The 19,312-nt window shown below is 34.6% G+C and carries 23 protein-coding genes; 16 read left to right on the top strand and 7 right to left on the bottom strand.

Annotated features, from left to right (window positions below; all coding sequences use genetic code 11):
* Positions 1-66: 66 nt before the first annotated feature.
* From BN55_RS08080 to BN55_RS08045, 8 genes are all read left to right on the top strand, one after another.
* The gene (locus BN55_RS08080; RefSeq protein WP_008471609.1) at positions 67-270 is read left to right on the top strand and encodes a hypothetical protein; all 204 of its coding nucleotides are present in this window, start codon (positions 67-69) and stop codon (positions 268-270) included.
* A 32-nt stretch (positions 271-302) separates the two neighbouring features.
* A complete protein-coding gene (locus BN55_RS08075; protein ID WP_008471608.1) occupies positions 303-509 on the top strand; it encodes a helix-turn-helix transcriptional regulator in 207 nt (68 codons plus the stop codon).
* Complete coding sequence (locus BN55_RS08070) at positions 496-1,008, top strand: DUF3278 domain-containing protein (protein WP_040469524.1); 513 nt, start codon at positions 496-498, stop codon at positions 1,006-1,008. The genes BN55_RS08075 and BN55_RS08070 overlap by 14 nt, the downstream gene beginning before the upstream one ends.
* A gap of 134 nt (positions 1,009-1,142) precedes the next feature.
* Complete coding sequence (gene pfkB / locus BN55_RS08065) at positions 1,143-2,057, top strand: 1-phosphofructokinase (protein WP_008471606.1); 915 nt, start codon at positions 1,143-1,145, stop codon at positions 2,055-2,057.
* A gap of 95 nt (positions 2,058-2,152) precedes the next feature.
* Positions 2,153-2,950 carry an HAD-IIB family hydrolase gene (locus tag BN55_RS08060; protein ID WP_008471605.1) on the top strand — a complete coding sequence of 266 codons (798 nt, stop codon included), beginning with the start codon at positions 2,153-2,155 and terminating at the stop codon, positions 2,948-2,950.
* A 105-nt stretch (positions 2,951-3,055) separates the two neighbouring features.
* Positions 3,056-3,901: a metal ABC transporter solute-binding protein, Zn/Mn family gene (locus BN55_RS08055; protein ID WP_236699161.1), complete on the top strand. Its 846-nt coding sequence runs from the start codon at positions 3,056-3,058 to the stop codon at positions 3,899-3,901.
* A gap of 68 nt (positions 3,902-3,969) precedes the next feature.
* Positions 3,970-4,590, top strand: coding sequence for a metal ABC transporter ATP-binding protein (locus BN55_RS08050; protein WP_040469531.1), 621 nt, complete (start codon positions 3,970-3,972; stop codon positions 4,588-4,590).
* On the top strand, positions 4,590-5,381 hold the full coding sequence (locus BN55_RS08045; RefSeq protein WP_008471602.1) for a metal ABC transporter permease: 792 nt from the start codon (positions 4,590-4,592) through the stop codon (positions 5,379-5,381). The genes BN55_RS08050 and BN55_RS08045 overlap by 1 nt, the downstream gene beginning before the upstream one ends.
* Positions 5,382-5,432: 51 nt before the next feature.
* On the opposite strand, the gene pepF is transcribed toward BN55_RS08045, so the two are convergent.
* Positions 5,433-7,232 carry an oligoendopeptidase F gene (gene pepF, locus BN55_RS08040; protein ID WP_008471601.1) on the bottom strand — a complete coding sequence of 600 codons (1,800 nt, stop codon included), beginning with the start codon at positions 7,230-7,232 and terminating at the stop codon, positions 5,433-5,435.
* A gap of 163 nt (positions 7,233-7,395) precedes the next feature.
* On the opposite strand from pepF, the gene BN55_RS08035 reads away from it, so the two are divergent.
* Positions 7,396-8,544 (top strand): LCP family glycopolymer transferase, encoded by a 1,149-nt coding sequence (locus tag BN55_RS08035; RefSeq protein WP_008471600.1) that lies wholly within the window; start codon positions 7,396-7,398, stop codon positions 8,542-8,544.
* 104 nt (positions 8,545-8,648) lie between these two features.
* Here the strand turns inward: BN55_RS08035 and BN55_RS08030 are convergent, their stop codons facing one another.
* Both BN55_RS08030 and BN55_RS08025 read right to left on the bottom strand, forming a co-directional pair.
* The gene (locus BN55_RS08030) at positions 8,649-9,479 is read right to left on the bottom strand and encodes a hypothetical protein (protein WP_008471599.1); all 831 of its coding nucleotides are present in this window, start codon (positions 9,477-9,479) and stop codon (positions 8,649-8,651) included.
* Positions 9,480-9,617: 138 nt separating this feature from the next.
* Positions 9,618-10,259 (bottom strand): hydrolase, encoded by a 642-nt coding sequence (locus tag BN55_RS08025; protein ID WP_008471598.1) that lies wholly within the window; start codon positions 10,257-10,259, stop codon positions 9,618-9,620.
* Between the two features lie 229 nt (positions 10,260-10,488).
* On the opposite strand from BN55_RS08025, the gene BN55_RS08020 reads away from it, so the two are divergent.
* From BN55_RS08020 to BN55_RS08000, 5 genes are all read left to right on the top strand, one after another.
* A complete protein-coding gene (locus tag BN55_RS08020) occupies positions 10,489-10,881 on the top strand; it encodes a hypothetical protein (protein ID WP_008471597.1) in 393 nt (130 codons plus the stop codon).
* Positions 10,878-12,419 carry an ABC-F family ATP-binding cassette domain-containing protein gene (locus BN55_RS08015; RefSeq protein ID WP_008471595.1) on the top strand — a complete coding sequence of 514 codons (1,542 nt, stop codon included), beginning with the start codon at positions 10,878-10,880 and terminating at the stop codon, positions 12,417-12,419. The genes BN55_RS08020 and BN55_RS08015 overlap by 4 nt, the downstream gene beginning before the upstream one ends.
* A gap of 24 nt (positions 12,420-12,443) precedes the next feature.
* Positions 12,444-13,226 (top strand): threonine/serine exporter family protein, encoded by a 783-nt coding sequence (locus BN55_RS08010; RefSeq protein WP_008471593.1) that lies wholly within the window; start codon positions 12,444-12,446, stop codon positions 13,224-13,226.
* On the top strand, positions 13,226-13,696 hold the full coding sequence (locus BN55_RS08005; protein WP_008471592.1) for a threonine/serine exporter family protein: 471 nt from the start codon (positions 13,226-13,228) through the stop codon (positions 13,694-13,696). Before BN55_RS08010 ends, BN55_RS08005 begins: the two co-directional genes overlap by 1 nt.
* 258 nt (positions 13,697-13,954) lie before the next feature.
* Entirely contained in the window at positions 13,955-14,443 is a 489-nt protein-coding gene (locus BN55_RS08000) for a hypothetical protein (RefSeq protein WP_008471591.1), read from the top strand.
* A gap of 64 nt (positions 14,444-14,507) precedes the next feature.
* Here BN55_RS08000 and BN55_RS07995 read toward each other — a convergent pair whose 3' ends face one another.
* Positions 14,508-15,455 carry a ribonucleotide-diphosphate reductase subunit beta gene (locus tag BN55_RS07995; protein WP_008471590.1) on the bottom strand — a complete coding sequence of 316 codons (948 nt, stop codon included), beginning with the start codon at positions 15,453-15,455 and terminating at the stop codon, positions 14,508-14,510.
* A 2-nt stretch (positions 15,456-15,457) separates the two neighbouring features.
* Positions 15,458-15,916 (bottom strand): class Ib ribonucleoside-diphosphate reductase assembly flavoprotein NrdI, encoded by a 459-nt coding sequence (gene nrdI, locus BN55_RS07990; protein WP_008471589.1) that lies wholly within the window; start codon positions 15,914-15,916, stop codon positions 15,458-15,460.
* A 161-nt stretch (positions 15,917-16,077) separates the two neighbouring features.
* Between nrdI and BN55_RS07985 the strand changes: the two genes are divergently transcribed.
* Positions 16,078-16,707 carry an LVIS_2131 family protein gene (locus BN55_RS07985; protein WP_008471588.1) on the top strand — a complete coding sequence of 210 codons (630 nt, stop codon included), beginning with the start codon at positions 16,078-16,080 and terminating at the stop codon, positions 16,705-16,707.
* Positions 16,708-16,720: 13 nt separating this feature from the next.
* Here BN55_RS07985 and BN55_RS07980 read toward each other — a convergent pair whose 3' ends face one another.
* Positions 16,721-18,253, bottom strand: coding sequence for an O-antigen ligase family protein (locus BN55_RS07980; RefSeq protein ID WP_008471586.1), 1,533 nt, complete (start codon positions 18,251-18,253; stop codon positions 16,721-16,723).
* A gap of 91 nt (positions 18,254-18,344) precedes the next feature.
* Positions 18,345-18,650, bottom strand: coding sequence for a DUF2187 domain-containing protein (locus BN55_RS07975; RefSeq protein ID WP_008471585.1), 306 nt, complete (start codon positions 18,648-18,650; stop codon positions 18,345-18,347).
* Positions 18,651-18,738: 88 nt separating this feature from the next.
* Here BN55_RS07975 and BN55_RS07970 point away from each other — a divergent pair, with 88 nt between their 5' ends.
* Positions 18,739-19,296 (top strand): guanylate kinase, encoded by a 558-nt coding sequence (locus BN55_RS07970; protein WP_008471584.1) that lies wholly within the window; start codon positions 18,739-18,741, stop codon positions 19,294-19,296.
* Positions 19,297-19,312 lie beyond the last annotated feature (16 nt).

The raw sequence follows: 19,312 nt of genomic DNA, 5'->3' as shown, positions 1-19,312 counted from the left end.
TATGCAGAAAAGTCTATTATATATTACATAAAGAATGTCACATATATTGGACATATGGAGGAAATGATGAAAATTTCAATAATAAAAAAACTGCTTATTTACGTGCTAATAATTTTGACTGCAAGTGGCTTGTCTGTTCAATTAGCGATGAATAGCTTGCTAGATTATAAAACTGGTTTATATTTATTAGCCCTGATTCTTTTAGTGATTACTTGCGGGCGCATTAAGGAAGATAAGAAAGATTCGCAAGAAGAAAAAATTATTGATTAACATGTAAAAAAATGTGAACTAGGTGAATTACTTTGAATCACGTAAAAGAGTATCGCAAACAAAAAGGCTTGTCACAGATGGCTCTAGCCAAAGAGATTGGAGTTGCACGTCAAACAATAAATTTGATTGAAAATGACAAATATAATCCTTCTTTGGATTTATGTTTGCATTTAGCGCATATGTTAGATACTGATTTAAATTCTTTGTTTTGGGATGGTGAGGATCATGGAAAAGAATAGTTTAATGGTCAGATACATGAAGTTTTGGTATGGAATTGAAGGGCCGCTTGATGAATATAAGCGCCAGCAAATGGAGCGTATTGGTAATAACTTGTTCTTCTTAACATGGATTCCGATGGACTTTTTAGTTTTACTAGGTTTAATTCTTAATTCGCTGGTTAATGCCGAAGTTGCATTTTGGACAGTAACGATTGGTTGGTTTATTACCTTTATGACTTTTAGTTTTTATGCAATGCACCAAATTAAAAAATATCAATTAGATTCAAACGAAGTCGAAGAAAACGACTATGCTCAAGCTAAAAAGCACGCGCATCTTAGAGGGTGGATCAGTGGCTTATTATTTGGAATTTTTGAAACCATCTTTTTAGCCCTAACAAATGACCTTCCATTAATTTCTTGGGATTCATTGATTATTTTTGTTCTCGGAACTGTTGTCTTTGGTTTTTTTGCAGGATTCATGTTTGCTAACCGCATTAAAGTGGTTAAAGATAATAAATAACCCTAAGAAATACTACTTTCGATGCATTGAAAGTAGTATTTTATTTTGACTTAAAAACAATTATGATAGTATCTAGATGGAAGAAAGAAATTAAAAGATGAATTAAACTTAATTCAAGTTAAGGAGGCTTTGTGATGATTTACACTGTTACTGTAAATCCAGCACTTGATTACGTAATTCAATTAAAAAAAGTAAAAGCTGGAAAAGTAAATCGCTCGAATGATTGTCAATTTTTAGCTGGCGGCAAGGGAATTAATGTCTCGCAAATTTTAAACCAATTAGATGTTGATAATACTGCCTGGGGCTTTGTCGGTGGCTTTACGGGAAAAGAATTAGTGCGCCAATTAAACGTAAAGCAAATCGTCAATGACTTTGTCACAATTTCTGACGATACACGCGTTAATGTTAAAGTGCATGCTCAAAAAGAAACTGAAATTAATGCAGCTGGTCCTGAAATTGATCAACAAGAAATAACTGCTTTTAAAGCACGCTTAGATGATTTGAATAAAGGCGACATTGTTGTTTTGAGCGGTAGTTTAACACCAAGTTTACCAAGCGATTTTTATGAACAATTATTGCCAACAATTAAAGAAGCTGGCGCTGAATTTGCCATTGATACTACTGGTCAAGCTTTACTAGATAGCTTAAAGTATCATCCTTTAGTAATTAAGCCTAACCAACATGAATTAGCTGAATTATTTGATGTTGATTTAGTTAATAAAGAAGATATTTTGAAAGCTGCTAAAAAGCTTCAAGAAATGGGTGCGCAAAATGTCTTGATTTCACTTGCTGATCAAGGAGCATACTTGCTAACTCATGACCATGTTTATTATGCAAATCCTGCTCGAGGAATTACTGTCAATTCTGTGGGAGCTGGCGATTCAATGATTGCTGGTTTTGTTGGCACTTATTACCAAACTCAAGATCCAGTTAAGGCTTTGCAAGTTGGTGCTGCTTGTGGTGGCGCTACAGCATTTAGTGAAGGTATTGCAGTTAAGAGTCAAATTGATACGCTGCTGCCACAAATTAAGGTTCAAAAGATCCAATAAGAATTATTTAGATTCATATTATTTAAAAAACGCTACTTTCTGGTAGCGCTTTTTAGTATAGTTAAAATATAACTAGTAAATAAATGGAGAAACAAATGATTAAACTAATTGCAACGGATATGGATGGCACTTGGCTGAAAGCTGACAAGACATATGATATGGACTTATTTAAAAAAGATTTTGATTTAATGAAACAAAATAACGTGAAGCTTGTGATTGCGAGTGGTAATCAGTACGAAAATATTTTTGCACGTTTTCCACAAGAATATAGTGAACAAATGTATTTTGTGGCTGAAAATGGAGCTTTAGTTGCTCAAGGTCGGCAAGTGCTTAAGATAGATAATTTGAGTCAGGATTTATATGAATTGTTGTTAAAAATAGCTGCAGAATCAGGTTATCCAAGTATTGTAGCTGCTTTGACGAGCGCTTATGTTCTAAAAAAAGACGGTAAAGAACATTTTGAAAGCAACCAACGCTTCTTTAAAAAGCTTAAGCAAGTTGACAGCTACGGTGAAGTTAATGATCGCGTCTTTAAAGTTAGCCTAATTGTTCCGCCAGATGAAATGCCAGAATTTTTAGCTTATTTAAAACAAAAATATCCACAAGTCGGATTCGTAGCAGGAGGATTTGATTCTATCGATATGTCTACTCCTGGAATGAATAAGGCAGTCGGCTTAAAATATTTAAGCCAAAAATTAGGCATTAATAGCAAAGACATGGTTAGTTTTGGCGATAGCGAAAACGATGTTGCAATGCTTAAATTTACTGGTCAAAGTTTTGTAACTGCGACCGCTTTACCAGTTGCCAAAAAAGCTGCTAAGCAAATAATCGGCTCAAGTGAAGATAGTAGCGTGCAAAAAGAAATAATTCACTTACTTGACATAAGTAAATAATTAGTTTATTCTGGTAAGATTTCAAAATTCAGAAATCAATAATTTATATTTAGTAAGGAATTAACAATTATGAAATTAAGAAAATTTATTGCTTTTATAGCATTAATGTTAGGGGCGGCTCTTACTTTAAGCGCCTGCTCAAAGTCAAATAATAATAGTAATGGCAAAATTAAGATTGTTACTACAACTAATGTATATGCCGATATTGCTAAAAATGTTGTAGGTAAATATGGTCAAGCTGATGCCATTATTAAGAAAAGCTCAGTTGATCCACATGATTTTGAACCAACTACAGCTGATGCAAAAGTTGTCAGCTCAGCTAATATCGTTGTGGCCAACGGTTTAGGCTATGATAGCTGGATGAATAATTTAGCTAAGTCTTCTGGTAAAAAAGTTGTTATGGTTGGCAATGACTTAATGGGACTTAAAAAAGGCGATAATCCTCATATTTGGTACGACTTAGATATGCCACAAAAGTATGTCGATTACCTAGTTAAGAAGTTGTCTAAATTAGATAAAAAGCATGCTAAGTACTTCCAAGAAAATGGGGAAAAGTATTTAGCAAAAGTTAATAAGATCAAGAAATTAGCAACTTCAATCGACGGCAAGAATAGTAAGCCAGTTTATGTAAGTGAACCAGTTTTTGATTATGCTTTGCAAGAAGCCGGATATAAGATTGGCGATAAGGGATTTGAAGAAGCTGTTGAAAATGGTACTGATCCAAGTCCAAAAATGATTAACGAAATGAATAATGCAATTAATCATCGTAAGATTGCCTTTTTTGTAAATAATACTCAGGCAAGCAGCAGTACTGTTAATACTTTAGTTAAAAAGTGCAAGGCAAACGATATTCCTGTTCTAAATGTCAGAGAAACTATTCCAACTGATATGACTTATTTAGCTTGGGTGAAGGAAAACTACACTAAATTAGCTGAAATTTCTAAAAAATAGTACTATGTAAATATTAGAAAGAGGGGCGAAAGTGTTTGAATGATATTTTAAAGGTCGAAAATTTAACAATGAAATTTGACTCTAAAGTAGTGTTTAAAGACATTAATTTTAGTCTCAAAAAAGGATCAATGACAGCTCTTTTAGGGCCTAATGGTGCTGGAAAAACCACTTTAATCAATATTTTGATGAATTTGCTTGATCCGACTGCTGGAAATTATGAATTTTCAGATAATGTTAAGTTAGGCTATGTACCGCAATTTAGAAATATAGATAAGGATTATCCTTTGTCTATTAAGGCATTTATTGGCTTAAATGCCCCACTTTTTAAAACTAAAGAAGTCAAAAAACAAATCGAACATGAATTACAGGAAACGCATCTAACAGCAATTCAAGATACGCGAATGGGTAAAGCTTCAGGTGGTCAAAAACAACGTGCTTATTTAGCTCAAGCGTTGTTAGATCATCCGAATATGATTATTTTGGATGAAGCAACTGCCAGCTTGGATCCGGTAGCTAAAGAAGAGTTAATGAACTTGATTGATCATTTGAATAAAAAGCATGAAATGACTGTCTTGTTTGTGACTCATGACGTTGCTTTAGCTAAAAAGTATATGAATACTTATCTTTATTTAGATCATGAAAGCATTCAGCAAGGAAAAATGAGCGATTTTGAGGAGGATTACGAATAATGTTTCAATTTGATTTTATGCGTTATGCCTTCTTAGCAAGTACTTTTATTGCAATCACTTGTGGAGTTGTCGGAGTTTATGTTGTTGCACGAAACTTTAGTTTTTTAGCCCACACCTTATCTGAAATTGGCTTTGCCGGAGCCGCTTTTGCTGTATTTATGGGAATCGCACCTTTATGGGGGATGCTTTTATTTACCTTGCTTGGTTCAATTGGTGTTGGTGAATTAACCATGCACAGCGATCAAAAAGAAAGTTCAATCAGCGCTATTTCAGCCTTATTTATTGGGTTGGGAGTTTTGTTTTTAGCTATTTCTAATTCCAATAGTCGCTACGCTACTAATATTTTATTTGGTAGTATTATCGGCGTAGATCGGTCTGGGGTAGTGCAATTAGTTATTTTGTCAGTGATTGTGCTTTTGCTTATCTTTTGCGTGCAAAAGCCGCTGAACTTTGATTCGTTTGACCATATTGGAGCCATGGCTCATGGCGTAAAAGCAGGTGCCGTTGGCGTTGTATTCTTAATCGCCTTAGCGATGTCAGTTTCGATTGGTTCGCAAATAGTTGGTTCATTATTAGTCTTTATTTTATTGACACTGCCGGCTTCAAGCGCGCGTTATTTAGGACGCAGCATCGGATCAATGATTTTATGGTCGATTGGAATTGCTTTAATTGGGGTATGGGCTGGTCTTTATTTAGGATTTTTAACTAATTGGCCAGTAACGTTCTTTATTGCAATTATTGAAGTATTTATTTACTTAGGCACATATTTTGTTCAAATGTTTAGAAGTTAAAAAAACAGGATTTCCGTTAAATTGGAAAGCCTGTTTTTTTTGCGTTTTAATTTAAAGTTGATCGATAAGGCCTTCAAATTCGTTGAGACGCTTTTCAAATGTCTTAAAGGCTTCTTCTAAATAGTCTGGCTTAGTCATGTCTACGCCAGCTTTTTTCATGATCTCAGTCGGATAATCACTAGATCCAGACTTCAAAAAGCCAATGTAAGCTTCTCTTTGTTTGTCGGTACCATGAACCACATTGTTAGCCAAAGCAGTAGCAGCGGCAAAGCCAGTAGCGTATTGATAAACATAAAAGTCATAGTAAAAGTGAGGTATTCTGGACCATTCTTTAGCAATATCGCCACCGGGTTCAACACTATCTCCGTAGTAACGCTGGTTTAAATCACCATAAAACTTGTCTAAAACATCAGCTGTTAAAGGTTGTCCTTTTGCGTCAGCTTCGTGGATAAATTGTTCAAATTCAGCAAATTGAGTTTGGCGATATAAAGTACCCTTAAATGAATCAAGATAGTAATTTAAGACAAAAGCACGAGTTTTTGGATCTTGAATATGATCTAAGAAGTATTCAGTTAAAATATTTTCGTTAGTTGTTGAAGCAATTTCAGCCACAAAAATTGGATAATCGCCGTATACGTAAGGCTGTGTATTTCTAGTGTACCATGAATGCACTGAGTGACCTGTTTCGTGAACTAAAGTATAAAGCGAATCAACATTATCTTCCCAGTTTAACAGTTCATAAGGATCGGTATCGTAAGAGCCACCAGAATATGCACCAGTAACCTTATTTTGCGATTCAGCGACGTCGATGACGCGGTTATTAAAGATGTAATCAACATGTTTTAGGTAGTCCTTACCCAAAGGAGCTAAAGCTTTTTTACCTTCTTTTTTAGCTTCTTCAAAAGTATAAGTTAAAGAAGGCTTGCCAGTTAAAGGCACGTACATGTCGTACATTTGTAGGTCTTTAAGACCTAAGATCTTTTTACGCAAAGCAACATAGCGATGAAGCAAATCTAGATGCGCATTAACTTCTTTAATTAAAGTGTCATAAACAGTTGTAGGGACACCATTTTCATCTAAAGCAGCTTGACGAGCTGAATCATATTTATGAACTTTAGCATTATAGTTATGAGCTTTAGTGACGCCAGATAAGGTAGAAGCAAGCGAATTTTCAAATTGTCCGTAAGCATCATACATTGTCTGGAAGGCGTTTTTTCTAACATCTCTATCTTGAGATTGAATTAATAAAGAATACAGTCCGTCAGATAATTGCACCATTTCGCCGTTTTCGTCTTGAGTAAAGCCATATTCCATGTCTGAGTTAGTTAAAACGTTGAAGGTGTTAGATGAAGAACCTAAAGCATCGCTTGCGTCAGCAACTAATTTTTCTTGGTCAGCTGACAAAGTGTGTGGGCGCTTGCGCGTAACCATTTCTAGGCGGTGTTTATATTCGTTAAGACGAGGTTCGTCTTCAATAAACTTAGCTAGCTTTTCTGGGGAAATACTTAAGATCTCTGGATCAACAAATGAGATAGCAGCGCCGAATTGACCAGCTAAAGCTTGAACTTTAGCGCTGTAGCCTAAATAATGGCTATCGCTTGTGTCTACGTCGCTAGACATAGTGGCATAAGTATACACCTTGTCTAATCTACGACCGACTTCAAGCATGGCACTAATTGCCTCATAGAGATCTTTTCCTGATTTAGAAAGTTTTCCTTTAAAATTAGCAAGATCTTGGATATCATTTGCGACATTGTCGTATTCTTTCTCCCAAGCAGCGTCATCTTTAAAAACGCGACTAAGATCCCACTTTAAATCTTCGCTTACTTCACTTCGTTTTGGTAAAGCCATAAATCTTCCTTCTTTCTTAGTTAAGCAGTAATTAGGATTAATTATAGAACATTATTTCGCTTGCGAAAAAGTAAAACTTTTTTAATAATTAAAAACAAGTAAAAATTGTCGGCAAAAATATGTTTAAATTAGGTGTTAGAAGAAAAGAAGAAGGAAAGTTAAGATGGATCCAAAAAATCCTAATACTCGGGAAAATTATCGCCAAACTCAAGACGATACGATAAAAAAACTGTCACATAACCGTGTGTTTGCGGCAGAAAAAAATAAAAGCAACAAAAAGCACCTAATTGGAAAAATTATCGGTTTAGTTGCCGTGTTTATGGTGGGAATTGGCTTAGCCTATTTTGGAAGAATTTATTTTGCAGCTATGACTACTGCGCGTCAAGCTTACCATGGCTCCGGAAAAACGTCAGCTGCGATTGCGCAAAATAAGCCTGTCTCAATTTTGATTTTAGGAGTAGATCAGGGAATTGAAGGTCGGCATGATCGCGGTAATTCTGATACTATGATTTTAGTGACAATGAATCCCCAAAAAAAGCAGGCTACGATGACGTCTATTCCGCGAGATCTGTTAGTTGATGTTTTAGGCGATCAAGGAAAATATTATATGTTCCGCGTTAACTCTGCTTATCAAGTTGGAGGTAGTAAAGCTGCTCAAAAAACGGTCTCTCATTTAGTAAATGCACCAATTGATTATTATATGGAAGTTAATATGCAAGCTTTAGAAAGTATGGTTGATGCATTAGGTGGCGTAGATGTTAACGTGCCATTTAGTTTTACTTACAATACCAAGTTTAAAAAAGGTAAGATGCATTTAAATGGTAAACAAGCTTTAGATTATTCCCGAATGAGAAAAGAAGACCCTAAAGGCGATTATGGACGTCAAATGCGTCAGCGACAAATTATCACGCAAATAGTGCATGAGGGGATGTCACTTAACTCGGTAAATAATTATCGCAAGATTTTGAATGTTTTAGCTAAATACGTAAAAACTAATTTAACTTTCAATGATATGATGACGATTGCAATGAATTATCGAGGCTGCGCATCTAACATGCAAAGCGGTTATATTCATGGCCACGATGCCTGGATTGGCGGAGCTTCTTTACAAGTAGCGTCAACTAAAGAATTACAGCGTGTGTCTGATCTTATTAGAAGCAGCCTAGGATTACCTAAGCAAAAGCTGAAAAACGAAGAGACACGTCAAAATAGCTTACAAAAAGGGCTGAAGTGGAGTGATCCAACTGCTTTTGAAAATTACGTAATTTATTCACAGCATTCTGACACTATTGCCTGGGATGGAACTAATTAATTTAATGAAAGGCAAAAAGAGAACCAATCGAAATAATTGGTTCTCTTTTCTTATGTATCTGTTGACAGTATTATCTTAGTTCTTTTTTAGTTAAAGTCAATAAGCTAGATATTTTGTAAGATTTCTAATTCATTTTTTGAAATTTTCTCTGAGTTTTCTTTAACATATGATGGGATTTCAAAACTATGAGAAGTTTTCTTGTTATCATAACTGATAGATATCATCATTGAAGCACCATCATCACTAGTCGTATTCATATCTATATTGAAATAGGTGACCTCTTTTGTTTTAGCGTCAACTTTTGCTTCATAAGAAAAACTATCAAATTTAGCCTTTTCAAGAGTAGTTAAGGCTTTATCGATTTCTTTGGATCGAATCAATGTCTTTCTAATAATTGGAAGATAAACATGAGCTAATTCAGTACTATGTTTTTTGGAAGAATCGATATCCATCTCAATATTGTAAGTAGTCTTGCTTTTCCCTTTAACAGTTTTAGTTGATTTTTCAAAGTTAGCTTGTTTTGCTAATGCATCTGGCATAATAGTTACATTTTTATCAATTAGGATATCTTTAAGATAGTCATAGTTGACGACAGACTTGAAGTCGCTAGTGGCTGCTCTGTAATTTCCATCATCATTTTCAGAGTCGTCATTTTTTTCTACATGAAGACTATCAATATAGGTTGTTTTTTGCCCCATATATGCATTGTAACCCACATTATAGTCAATCTTTGAATCTTTGCGACTTCCATAAATGTCAGAGAAAAAGAGGGGTTTTCCATCTTCGTCTTTGCCAAATTCTATATCGTTAGAAACAGATGCTGAAGTTTCTTTTTCGACATTGCTTTCTTTTGAAGCTGAATGGCTATTTGAACAGCCAGATACAAGTAAGATGGCCACAGCACTGAACCCAGTAAGGAAAGCTTTTAATTTCATTTGTCGTCTTCCAATAGAATATATAGTATTGAAATATCTTTATTAATAACAGTGGCTGTTCTATCAAAATATAATATAAAGTAAAAGAACTTTCTAGGTTAATATCTAGAAAGTTCTTTTTGTAATTATTCATTTATTTTAGCCAATCACTTCAACTGTTGCCATCAAAACTCCGGCAGCAGGAACTTGACTGTTAGGCATTGCAACGTCTAATTGACGTGGGTTAGCAGCAGCAAAACCACCAGTATCATTAACTACACGAATCCAGACTGTGCCATCAGGCAAGGTAATCTTTAACTTAGTTCCACGAGGAAATACTGATAAGTTAGCGGCAACACCGCCGTAGCCCATATTTGAACCCATTGCAGCTGGATCGTAGAAAGAAAGCTTGAAAGTTCCTTTATTTACGCCAGAGACGCTTTGAGATTGGTTATTTTGAGCAGTGTTGTTGGCACTTGGAGCTTGCGAAGAAGCCTGTTTTTGCTTAGCAAGTTCTTGCGCCTTGGCTTTTTCTTGAGCAGCTTTTTGCTCAGCTTCAATTTTTTCTAAACGAGCTTGTTCAGCTTGAACTTCCTTAAGTTTAGCGTTGCGAATAGCTTCGTCTTTTTTATCTTGAAGTTGCTTTTTCAATAATTGCGGCTTCATAGTTTCCTTAACTAATTCGCTAGAAACTTCGAAGCTACCATCAGCTTCAGCTGATGATGTAGATGTATTAGTAAAACCAAATAAAATTAAAAATGAAATTGCAGTTAAAAGGACTGCGAATTGACGCTTAAACAAGATATTACTCCTCCTAAGTAAATACTTTTTATAAATTCTAAAAATTAAGTGCAGATTAAGTAATAAAACTGTTATCCTTTAAATAATCGATACTTACATTATAAAAAGCATTTATTGCACTATTAGGACACAAAAATTACAGATTTATAGATGCTTGTAATAAATTGTTAAGATAATGTCATCTTGTAACCAAAGTGTAATATTTTTTTTGCTTAGAAAAGGTGAAACTATGAAAGTGAGAACTCTTTTTCCAGTAATTTATGGCGTTATATCGGCTTTAATTGGTTTTATTGCGGCTTTATTTATTTGCTTGCGTACTTTTAAACTGAATTTAACTGTTTCAGTTGGAATTGCCGCAATCTTCGCTATTTTCTTTTATGTATTGTCTTATTTTAGGGGGCATGCTTCTTATGAAATTAAGCGTATTGCTGCTAAATATCATTTAACTGATCAAGAACTGGCACAAATTACAGGGATGCAAGCTAGTGATTTCCCTATATACAACAATAAACTGCAATTAATTATTCCTAAGCGTCACTGGGCTAAAGTTTTATATCAATTGCAAGAATATGATAAAAAACAAACTGAATTAAAAAATAAAGAAGGAAGGCGACAGCAGTGAGTCTATTAACAGTAAAAGACTTAAGTCAAACTTTTATTGATAAAACTTTATATGAGAATGCATCTTTTGTTCTAAATAAAGAAGATCATATGGGCGTTACCGGTCAAAATGGTGTAGGCAAGTCGACGCTGATTAAGATTTTAACTGGCGAAATCACTCAAGATGATGGCGTTGTTAAATGGCAAAACAAATTGCATGTAGGCTACTTAGATCAGTATGCGCATTTGGAGCCAGGCTTAAGTATCAAAGATTTTTTGAAAACTGCTTTTGATTTTCTTTATCAAAAAGAAAAAGAATTAAACGATCTTTATGTTAAATATAGTGAAAATAGCGATGAATCTTTATTAGATAAAGCAGGTAAAATTCAAACTTTGCTTGAAGAAAAAGGATTTTACGATATCGATACCGAAATTGATCGAGTAGCTAGCGGCTTGGGCTTACTTGAATTAGGGTATGATCGCGATGTGTCCAAATTATCAGGTGGTCAAAGATCTAAATTGATTTTGGCTAAGCTTTTATTGCAAAATCCAGACGTATTGGTATTAGACGAGCCGACGAACTATCTCGACGTCAATCACATTGATTGGCTAGCAGATTATTTAAATAATTTTGAGGGCGCCTTTATTGTGGTTTCTCATGATTATGATTTTTTAGGCAGAATTACGAACTGTATTATTGACATTGATTTTGGTACAATCACTCGTTATACTGGCGATTTAAAACATGCCTTGCGCCAAAAAGAAGCTGATCGTGAAAGCTATTTAAAAGCATATGCCAACCAGCAAAGAAAAATTAAAAAGACGCAAGACTATATTCGTAAAAATAAAGCTGGATCAAGATCTAAGAGTGCGAAGTCTAGAGAAAAGCAATTGGCTAAGATGGATATTTTGACGCCACCACAAAATAATAAAGTAGCCCATGTAGTTTTCCCTTATGTAGCGACGGCTTCGAATTTATTATTGCAAACGCAAGATCTAATTATTGGCTATGATAAAGCTCTAGTAAAATCCGCCTTTAATTTTAGCGTCGGCAACGGTGAAAAAGTTGCTGTAACTGGATTTAACGGTATTGGTAAGACGACATTGCTGAAAACTTTATTGGGCAAACTCAAGCCAATCTATGGCAATTTTGAATTATCGGCAACTGCTAAGCTTGCTTATTTTCAGCAAGATTTAGTTTGGCCTAATAAAAATATGACGCCACTGCAATATCTGCAAGAACAATTCCCACGTTTGCGTCCGCGCGAATTAAGACAAGCTTTAGCTAGAATGGGTTTAACAGCCCAACAGGCGATGAGTCCGCTAAAAGAACTATCTGGTGGTGAACAGGAAAAAGTCAAATTAGCTAAGATGCAATTTGAGCCAAGCAACTTATTATTCTTAGATGAACCTACAAATCACTTAGATGTAGCAACTAAAGATTCGCTTAGAAAAGCAATTATCAACTTTGAAGGTGGCGTAATAATTGTTAGTCATGAGCGTGATTTCTTTAGAGGCAATTGGGTAGATAAGACAATAGATATTGAAACCATGAATTAAGGATAAGCTTCAATGAGGTAAAAAATGGACCAAAAAGATTTGGAGCCGCAATATGTGGCTGAAGTGTTAGATACTTGTTTAAAAGCTGGTAGATTAATGATTCAAGGTGGCAGTGAAATGTATCGCGTTGAGGATACAATGCGACGAATTGCATCTAATGCCGGAATTGAAGGCGCAAGATGTTTTACCACTCCAACTGGAATATTTATGAGTTTAGGGCCGCATTCTTATACTCAAGTTACCCAGATTAAGGATAGAAATATTAATCTGGAATTAGTTGATCGAGTTAATAATTTATCTCGAGAATTTGCGGCTAAAAAAATTACTTTAAAGCAGTTGCAAACCAAATTGCAGGACCTATCTAATTCCACGCCTAATTTTCCTATTTGGCTGCAAATTTTTGGTGCAACTATTTTAAGTTGTACTTTAATGGTTTTATTTATGAATGACTACGACTGGATTGATTTTCCAGCGGCCGCTGTTGTTGGTGGTGTTGGCTATGGAGTATATTTGGCAATAAAAAAATACACCAATATTCGGTTTTTGGCTGAACTTGTTACAGCGATTTTTATGGGCTTTTTGACTATTGGCTTGTGTAAAATTTTTCCCAAGTTATTAGTAGATAATATTTTAATTGGCTCTTTGATGACCTTAGTGCCGGGAGTTGCAATTACAAATGCCTTGCGCGATTTATTTGGTGGCGATATTTTATCAGGAATTGTTAGGGCTACTGAAGCTTTATTGACCGCTATTGCATTAGGTGGCGGAATCGGTATTGCGATTAAACTTTTATGGGGGATCTTGTGATGCCATATTGGGTTGAAATAATAATTAATTTTACATTTGCATGGATTTCTGCGGTAGGTTTTGCCTTAATTATCAATGTGCCACATCGTGCCTTGATTTTATGTGGCTTTAGTGGAACCGCTGGCTGGATGGTATATTGGTGGGGCTACCAATTAGGCTTGGGACGTTTGGGATCAAATTTGTTAGGTGCGCTTTTAATAGGAATCTTAGGCGTTGTTTTTGCCAGAATAAAAAAGTGTCCTGTTACAGTCTTCAATATTCCAGGAATTGTCCCATTAGTACCAGGTGTTCCAGCATATCAAGCAGTCCGCGCTTTAGTTGATGGTCAGCTTTCTGATGCAGAAGATTTGATCTTGCGGGTAGCGATTGTTACGATTGCAATTGCAATGGGCTTTTTGCTAGCACAATTAGTAGCTGAGGTGTTTTTTAAGATTCGCAAGAATAGAAAAAGTAAGCAAAATTTTGTATAATAATAGGTGCGACGAGTCGAGGAAAACGCGAGATGCGTTCTTTGACAGAAGACATCTTGATTTAAATATCAAAGTACGGGAAGTACTGATGTTGGGCTCCTTCGGCTGTGAAACGAAGACCCTGAGATAATTTTTTATCTTCTTCGCCAAAAGCCAGCTTTTTAGCTGGCTTTTTTTGTTGAATATAAAAATATTTGCAAGAATATACATAATTAGTTATCTTATTAGTGATGCTATAGATTATGAAGGTTTTTTATTGTGAAAATTAAACAAGAAGAAATTACTAAAAAAATAGAAGATCAAGATTATCTTCAAGATCTTGAAACAATTAAATATAGTGAATTAAACAAAACTAAGATTAAAGCATTTGCTAAAAAAATGATCCAAGAGGTCGTTCAAGCTGCCAAACACAATTCTTTAATTCAGACGCAATTGGCAGTTGCAGGTCAACGCCCAGTTACCTTTGCTTTAGAAAGTAATATTATTAATTTGCCATTTGCTAATTACAAGAAGATTAGCAATTTCTGCAATGACGAAGATGAATATGAAGTAAATATTTATTTTGAAACAATTTCTGATTATATAAATGTATCTCATTTCAGAATCGATATTTTAGCTTCTGTAAGCGAAATTGAGGCCGATACGGATAAATACACAGATCAACTTGCTAGCGATATCAGCGAGAAATTAAAGGTCGTTAGAAGCTATGATAAAGATGCCGATAGCAAAAAAGACGATAAAAAATAAAAGTCATTTAGATCAACGAAAATTTGTCGATTTAAATGACTTTTTGTTTGTTTGATTAATTCAGTTATTCATCGAAATGTTTTATTTCACGAAATTTAGTTAAAGCATGGCGGTTAGTGTAAAAGAAGAAGTCTTCGCCATCAGCACTTTCAACTAATCCTTGCATTACAACTGGGTCGATATTATCAGCTGTTTCAGGGTATTTGGCGTCTTGTCCTAGATTCATTAAGGCCTTGTTAAGGCTGTATTTGACGTAGTGATTTACCATGTCAGCCCAGCCCGTATTTTGATACATATAAGCAATATGCTTTTCTTCATTTTCATACATCTGATCAGCTAAGTCATAAATCCATTCATGAAGTTTTTCTTGCTTATCTTTAGAAAGTTCGTTGAAGGCAATTCTAAATTTAATGCCCGGATACATCCCGTTAAAAGAAGTTACTCTCAAAGCGCATTTAATTAATTCTGCTGTTCTTGGCAATTTTCCTTGTCCAAATAGATATAAAGAAGCAAAGAAGGCTGAATGATAAAGCGCTGTTGAAATAAAGACCTGCGCTACCTTTTTTTGCAAGGAAGTACCACTTTGATAGACAGTATTTAAGAAATACATTTTTTGTTGGAGATATGGGTTTTCGTCGGCCCATTTATAGGCTTCATCTCTTTGATCGGGCGTGCCTAATTGGTCTAGAGCGTAGCTATAAGATTTATTATTAATTGATTCCAAATATTGCAGTGCATTAAAAACCGCTGCTTCTTTAGCATTTACAGCATCTTGTTTAATAGCACTAATGCCTTTTTGCATTTGCAAAGTTGAACTTAAAGAAAGAGAGCCAAAACTGTGTAATAATGTTTTTTGCTCAATAGGTGAGAGAGTTAAAAACTCTTTTTTATCTTTATGAAGGGGAATTCTTCCTGGTTCATAAACAATATCATTTAAACGCGACCAAGCAGATTTATCTACTTGTTGCTCCATAACATTCCAGTTTGCTGCTTTAAAATATGGTTTAGTCATCTTTACTGCCTATAATCACTCAAAAAACTAATATTACCTAATTCTTTAGGCTTTTCAACTTCTTTGGCCTTTTGTTGAGCAGTTTTATCGCTTTGCGAAAGTTGCTCAATAATTTGGCGCACATTTACTACATCTTCGCTGTTACCGCTTAATTCTAATAAATAAAGTATGGGAACATGTAAAGTAACAGAAATCTTCTTAGCAGTTTGGGCAAATAAATCGTTAAAGTTACGGTTTCCGCATCCAATCAAACCAATAAGATTCTTTTTATTATTCTTGTAGGTTAAAAAATCTACGACTGAGTCCATCATAAAATCTTGATATGAAGGTAAAACTAGAACATATTTTTCCCCCATATCATAATGTGGATTTGCATCTTCGATTTGGTGGGCAACTAAACCGGTTTTATCAATAAAGTGCGCGGTTTGCCCAGTTATTGTATAAAAAGCTACTGCAACCATAATCTGCCTAACTAATTTTTTAACATATTTAATAACATTACATGTTAATTGTGAAATTGTTTTCAAAACTTGTCAACTATTCTTTAGTGAGAAAAAAATTACCCCAAAATCATAAAATTACCGTATACTTAAACTATTGAAAAAGAGGGGGTTTTTTATCTATGACAATTGGCTGGAATATCTTGGGAATTTTGGCGTGGTTGGTTATCGTTTTATATTTAGTTTTTATTATTCAAAACATTCGAAAAAGACACATAATGATGATTGTTAAGGATCGTAAAAGATTTAAATGGAGTACGACCTTGCTAGATGCGCTTGAGGTAATAATCTTTTTAGGTGCTGTAATTTCTATGTCATTTTTAACTTTCTTTAGCCATCCTGATTTACAAAATAAGTCATTGATTGATAGTAAAGTAGAGTATGAATCCCTAATTTTAAGTACTGATAAAAAAGGTTCGTATTATGTTACTGCAACTTCGAGCAATAATACAGCTCCACGGCAAAGCTATCGCTGGTACAGTAATGGTACTAAGATGACAGTTAACAGTAACTATGCATCTATTTCTGACGGTACAAATCCATTATCTGTAGCAGCTAGTGCCATTCCATATTCTGAAAAAGAACTCAAAAAAGCTGATAGCCATTATCAAAATGCCTATGTCGCTGTTTATACTGCAACATATAAACGCAACTGGTATAACGGTTTAGGGTTACATGCGGGAAGAACTGCAACGCAATATTATTTGATCAGAGTGCCAGATCAAACATTTGTAAGACAAGTAAAAAAATAAGAGAATTGCCAGGTTAGGCAATTCTCTTATTTTTTTTACGTTCATTTACTTGGCTGAGCATATAGCCGTTAAAGAATCCTAAAATGATAGTTGCAGTTAAAAAGTCCATAACGTTTCCTGAATAGTAAGCTGCAGCAATCGCTAATCCATTTGCCAAGATTAAGCTTGAAATCAGCAATGTACGACAATTCTTTTTGATGAACCAATAAACTATCGCATAGATTAAAATTGCAACATATACTCCTAAAAAGAGGATTGTTCCAATAATACCTAAAGTGTAGCGCTGGGACTTAAAGTCGCGCTCTAAGTTGAAGATGTTCGACATTCTTACATAAGAAATACCTAGCCATTTATCTAGTGAGCTATTATTTTTATGGATGATTTGATCGAGCATTGCTTGTTCAACTTGACGATTGTTTAATCGACTAGCAACAGGCCACTTCATTACTTTGTGCCAAAATTCGGGGTCGCGCTGATATGGATAGCTCTTATGAACGAATTTTTGGTTTAAAGAATAGTTTGGATAGTACTTTTTAATAAAAGTAACTAAGAATTTACGGCGTTTAGCACCCTTGTTTTTCTTTAATCCTTTAGCAAGTTTTTTATTTAACTTGTCTTCGCTTTCGGGCTTTTTAGATTTTTCACGCGTTTCAGTGATTTTAGCATCTAAATTAGATCTTGAAAGCATTGGACTTTTTGGTAGCAATGCTGCATATAAACCACCAATTACGGCAACTGTTGCAACAAGTTTCCAAGAAAACTTGATATCTTTAACCAAAAAGCAGTGAACTAAGTATGCAATTGCAAAAATTACGCAAGCTAAGCCAAAACCTAAACTTGCAGTCTTGGTTCCTAGCATTACCATTGATAAGCCTTGGAGCGTAAAGAGCGTAATGTTGATCCAATTAAATTCTTTAACTAGCACATAAGCCATTAATGGTACAAGCATAAACAAGATAGCTGAAGTAGTGTTAGCAAAATTAAAAAATCCCTTAGAAGCAGTGTAGAAAAAGCTCAAGTGCGGTCCAAAGAACCAGCCGAAAATATTTTCTTTAATCCAGCCACCGTAAGAACCTAGAGAAAAAGTAAATAGGTTAGTAATTACAATAATTCCTGAAAAAGTTCCTACTAAAGCTTGGATAGTGCGGATAACAGTTTTTTCGCTAAAGTGGCTAGCTTCAGTTAAATAAATAATGACTAAAGGTAAGAACATTCTAATTAAATAGAAAATTTCTTGACCAGCTGAGTAGCCATAACTGTTTGGCGAAATACTGTTAAAGTGACGAACATGCCATAAGTGGACAATCGTATAAACAACCATTAATCCAATATAAGCAATAATCCACCATTGTTTTTTAAGAATTTGCCAGCTACGTTTTTGGCTAAAATACAGCCCCACTAGTACGGCAACCGCTACTATTCTGAAGATTGTTGGGATTGAGAAATGGAAGATCTCAGATAGTGGAGGATTATAAAACCAGTAAAAATCTAAAAAAGGTTGGAGTAAGACGAACCAAAATAAGCCCGCGCGTATCTTCTTTTGCAATGTCGTGTCCTCTAAAATTAATTCTTTACTAAAGTATAAGTTAGAAAAGCCATTAAAAAACGAACCGACTGTCGATTCGTTTTAATGAAAACTATTTATCGCTGTCTTTTTTATCTTTAGCATTTTTTGTTGGTTCAACTTTAGAAATTTTAACATCATTTGTAGAGGCAGTTTTAGTGTTTGCAGGTTTTTTAACCTTTTTTAGCTTTTTAAAGTTAATAACCATTTTATTGTTTAATTCGCTCACAGATGCTTCATCTTCAGGATCGTAAGAAGTGATCGCTAAAAGAGCTGAATTTTCATAAATTTTTTCCACTTTGCCTTCAAAGGGATGCTTTAACTCTTCTTCGGACTTTGCTCCGACAATTTGACCTAATTTAACATCAGCTTTTTTCATTATAATTGCCCTTTTCTGTTAAGATTTGTTCTACAATAGTGAAATACTATTATAGTTAGGATCGAATTTCAAGCAGGAGAGAGATATTTTGCAAAGAATTATTATTATTGCTGGTCCAAGTGGAGTCGGAAAAACAACTGTATCGAATTATTTAAATGAAAAATACAATATTCCGCGAGTAATTACACATACTACAAGACCAATGCGAAAAGGAGAAATACAGGGAAAGTCATATTATTTTGAAGACGATGACAGCTTTAAGAAATTGCATTTTTTTGAACATGTTAAATATGGTCAATATCAATATGGCTCAAGTAAAGAAGCATTAAAGCATGCTTGGGATAAAAATGATATTGTGTCTTTAATAGTTGAAACTGATGGGGTAAAGTCCTATCTAGATGTTTTAGGAGATCAAGTATATTTCATTTATCTGGCTGTTGATGATCGCGATGTTTTAAAAAAGCGTCTGGTTAAGCGTGGCGATGATCCTGCAGAAATTGAAAAAAGGCTAAATAGTGCTGAATTTAAACGCGATTTAAGTTTACGTCCAGAACTAGAAAAAAATGCGCATATTTTAAAAAATAATAACTGGCAAGAAACAAAAAGTTCTCTTGATAAAATAATTTCTAGCCTAAGAAATGCTTGATATATAAGCTTTTATT

The organism is Lactobacillus hominis DSM 23910 = CRBIP 24.179, assembly GCF_000296835.1.
Classification (GTDB): Bacteria; Bacillota; Bacilli; order Lactobacillales; family Lactobacillaceae; genus Lactobacillus; species Lactobacillus hominis.
This window is presented reverse-complemented; position numbering and strand designations above follow the sequence as displayed.

Coding starts and splice junctions, on each gene's coding strand:
- BN55_RS08080 (WP_008471609.1), top strand. CDS start 67: ATGAAAATTTCAATAATAAAAAAACTGCTTATTTACGTGCTAATAATT.
- BN55_RS08070 (WP_040469524.1), top strand. CDS start 496: ATGGAAAAGAATAGTTTAATGGTCAGATACATGAAGTTTTGGTATGGA.
- pfkB (WP_008471606.1), top strand. CDS start 1,143: ATGATTTACACTGTTACTGTAAATCCAGCACTTGATTACGTAATTCAA.
- BN55_RS08060 (WP_008471605.1), top strand. CDS start 2,153: ATGATTAAACTAATTGCAACGGATATGGATGGCACTTGGCTGAAAGCT.
- BN55_RS08055 (WP_236699161.1), top strand. CDS start 3,056: ATGTTAGGGGCGGCTCTTACTTTAAGCGCCTGCTCAAAGTCAAATAAT.
- BN55_RS08050 (WP_040469531.1), top strand. CDS start 3,970: ATGAAATTTGACTCTAAAGTAGTGTTTAAAGACATTAATTTTAGTCTC.
- BN55_RS08045 (WP_008471602.1), top strand. CDS start 4,590: ATGTTTCAATTTGATTTTATGCGTTATGCCTTCTTAGCAAGTACTTTT.
- pepF (WP_008471601.1), bottom strand. CDS start 7,232: ATGGCTTTACCAAAACGAAGTGAAGTAAGCGAAGATTTAAAGTGGGAT.
- BN55_RS08035 (WP_008471600.1), top strand. CDS start 7,396: ATGGATCCAAAAAATCCTAATACTCGGGAAAATTATCGCCAAACTCAA.
- BN55_RS08030 (WP_008471599.1), bottom strand. CDS start 9,479: ATGAAATTAAAAGCTTTCCTTACTGGGTTCAGTGCTGTGGCCATCTTA.
- BN55_RS08020 (WP_008471597.1), top strand. CDS start 10,489: ATGAAAGTGAGAACTCTTTTTCCAGTAATTTATGGCGTTATATCGGCT.
- BN55_RS08010 (WP_008471593.1), top strand. CDS start 12,444: ATGGACCAAAAAGATTTGGAGCCGCAATATGTGGCTGAAGTGTTAGAT.
- BN55_RS08005 (WP_008471592.1), top strand. CDS start 13,226: ATGCCATATTGGGTTGAAATAATAATTAATTTTACATTTGCATGGATT.
- BN55_RS07995 (WP_008471590.1), bottom strand. CDS start 15,455: ATGACTAAACCATATTTTAAAGCAGCAAACTGGAATGTTATGGAGCAA.
- nrdI (WP_008471589.1), bottom strand. CDS start 15,916: ATGGTTGCAGTAGCTTTTTATACAATAACTGGGCAAACCGCGCACTTT.
- BN55_RS07985 (WP_008471588.1), top strand. CDS start 16,078: ATGACAATTGGCTGGAATATCTTGGGAATTTTGGCGTGGTTGGTTATC.
- BN55_RS07975 (WP_008471585.1), bottom strand. CDS start 18,650: ATGAAAAAAGCTGATGTTAAATTAGGTCAAATTGTCGGAGCAAAGTCC.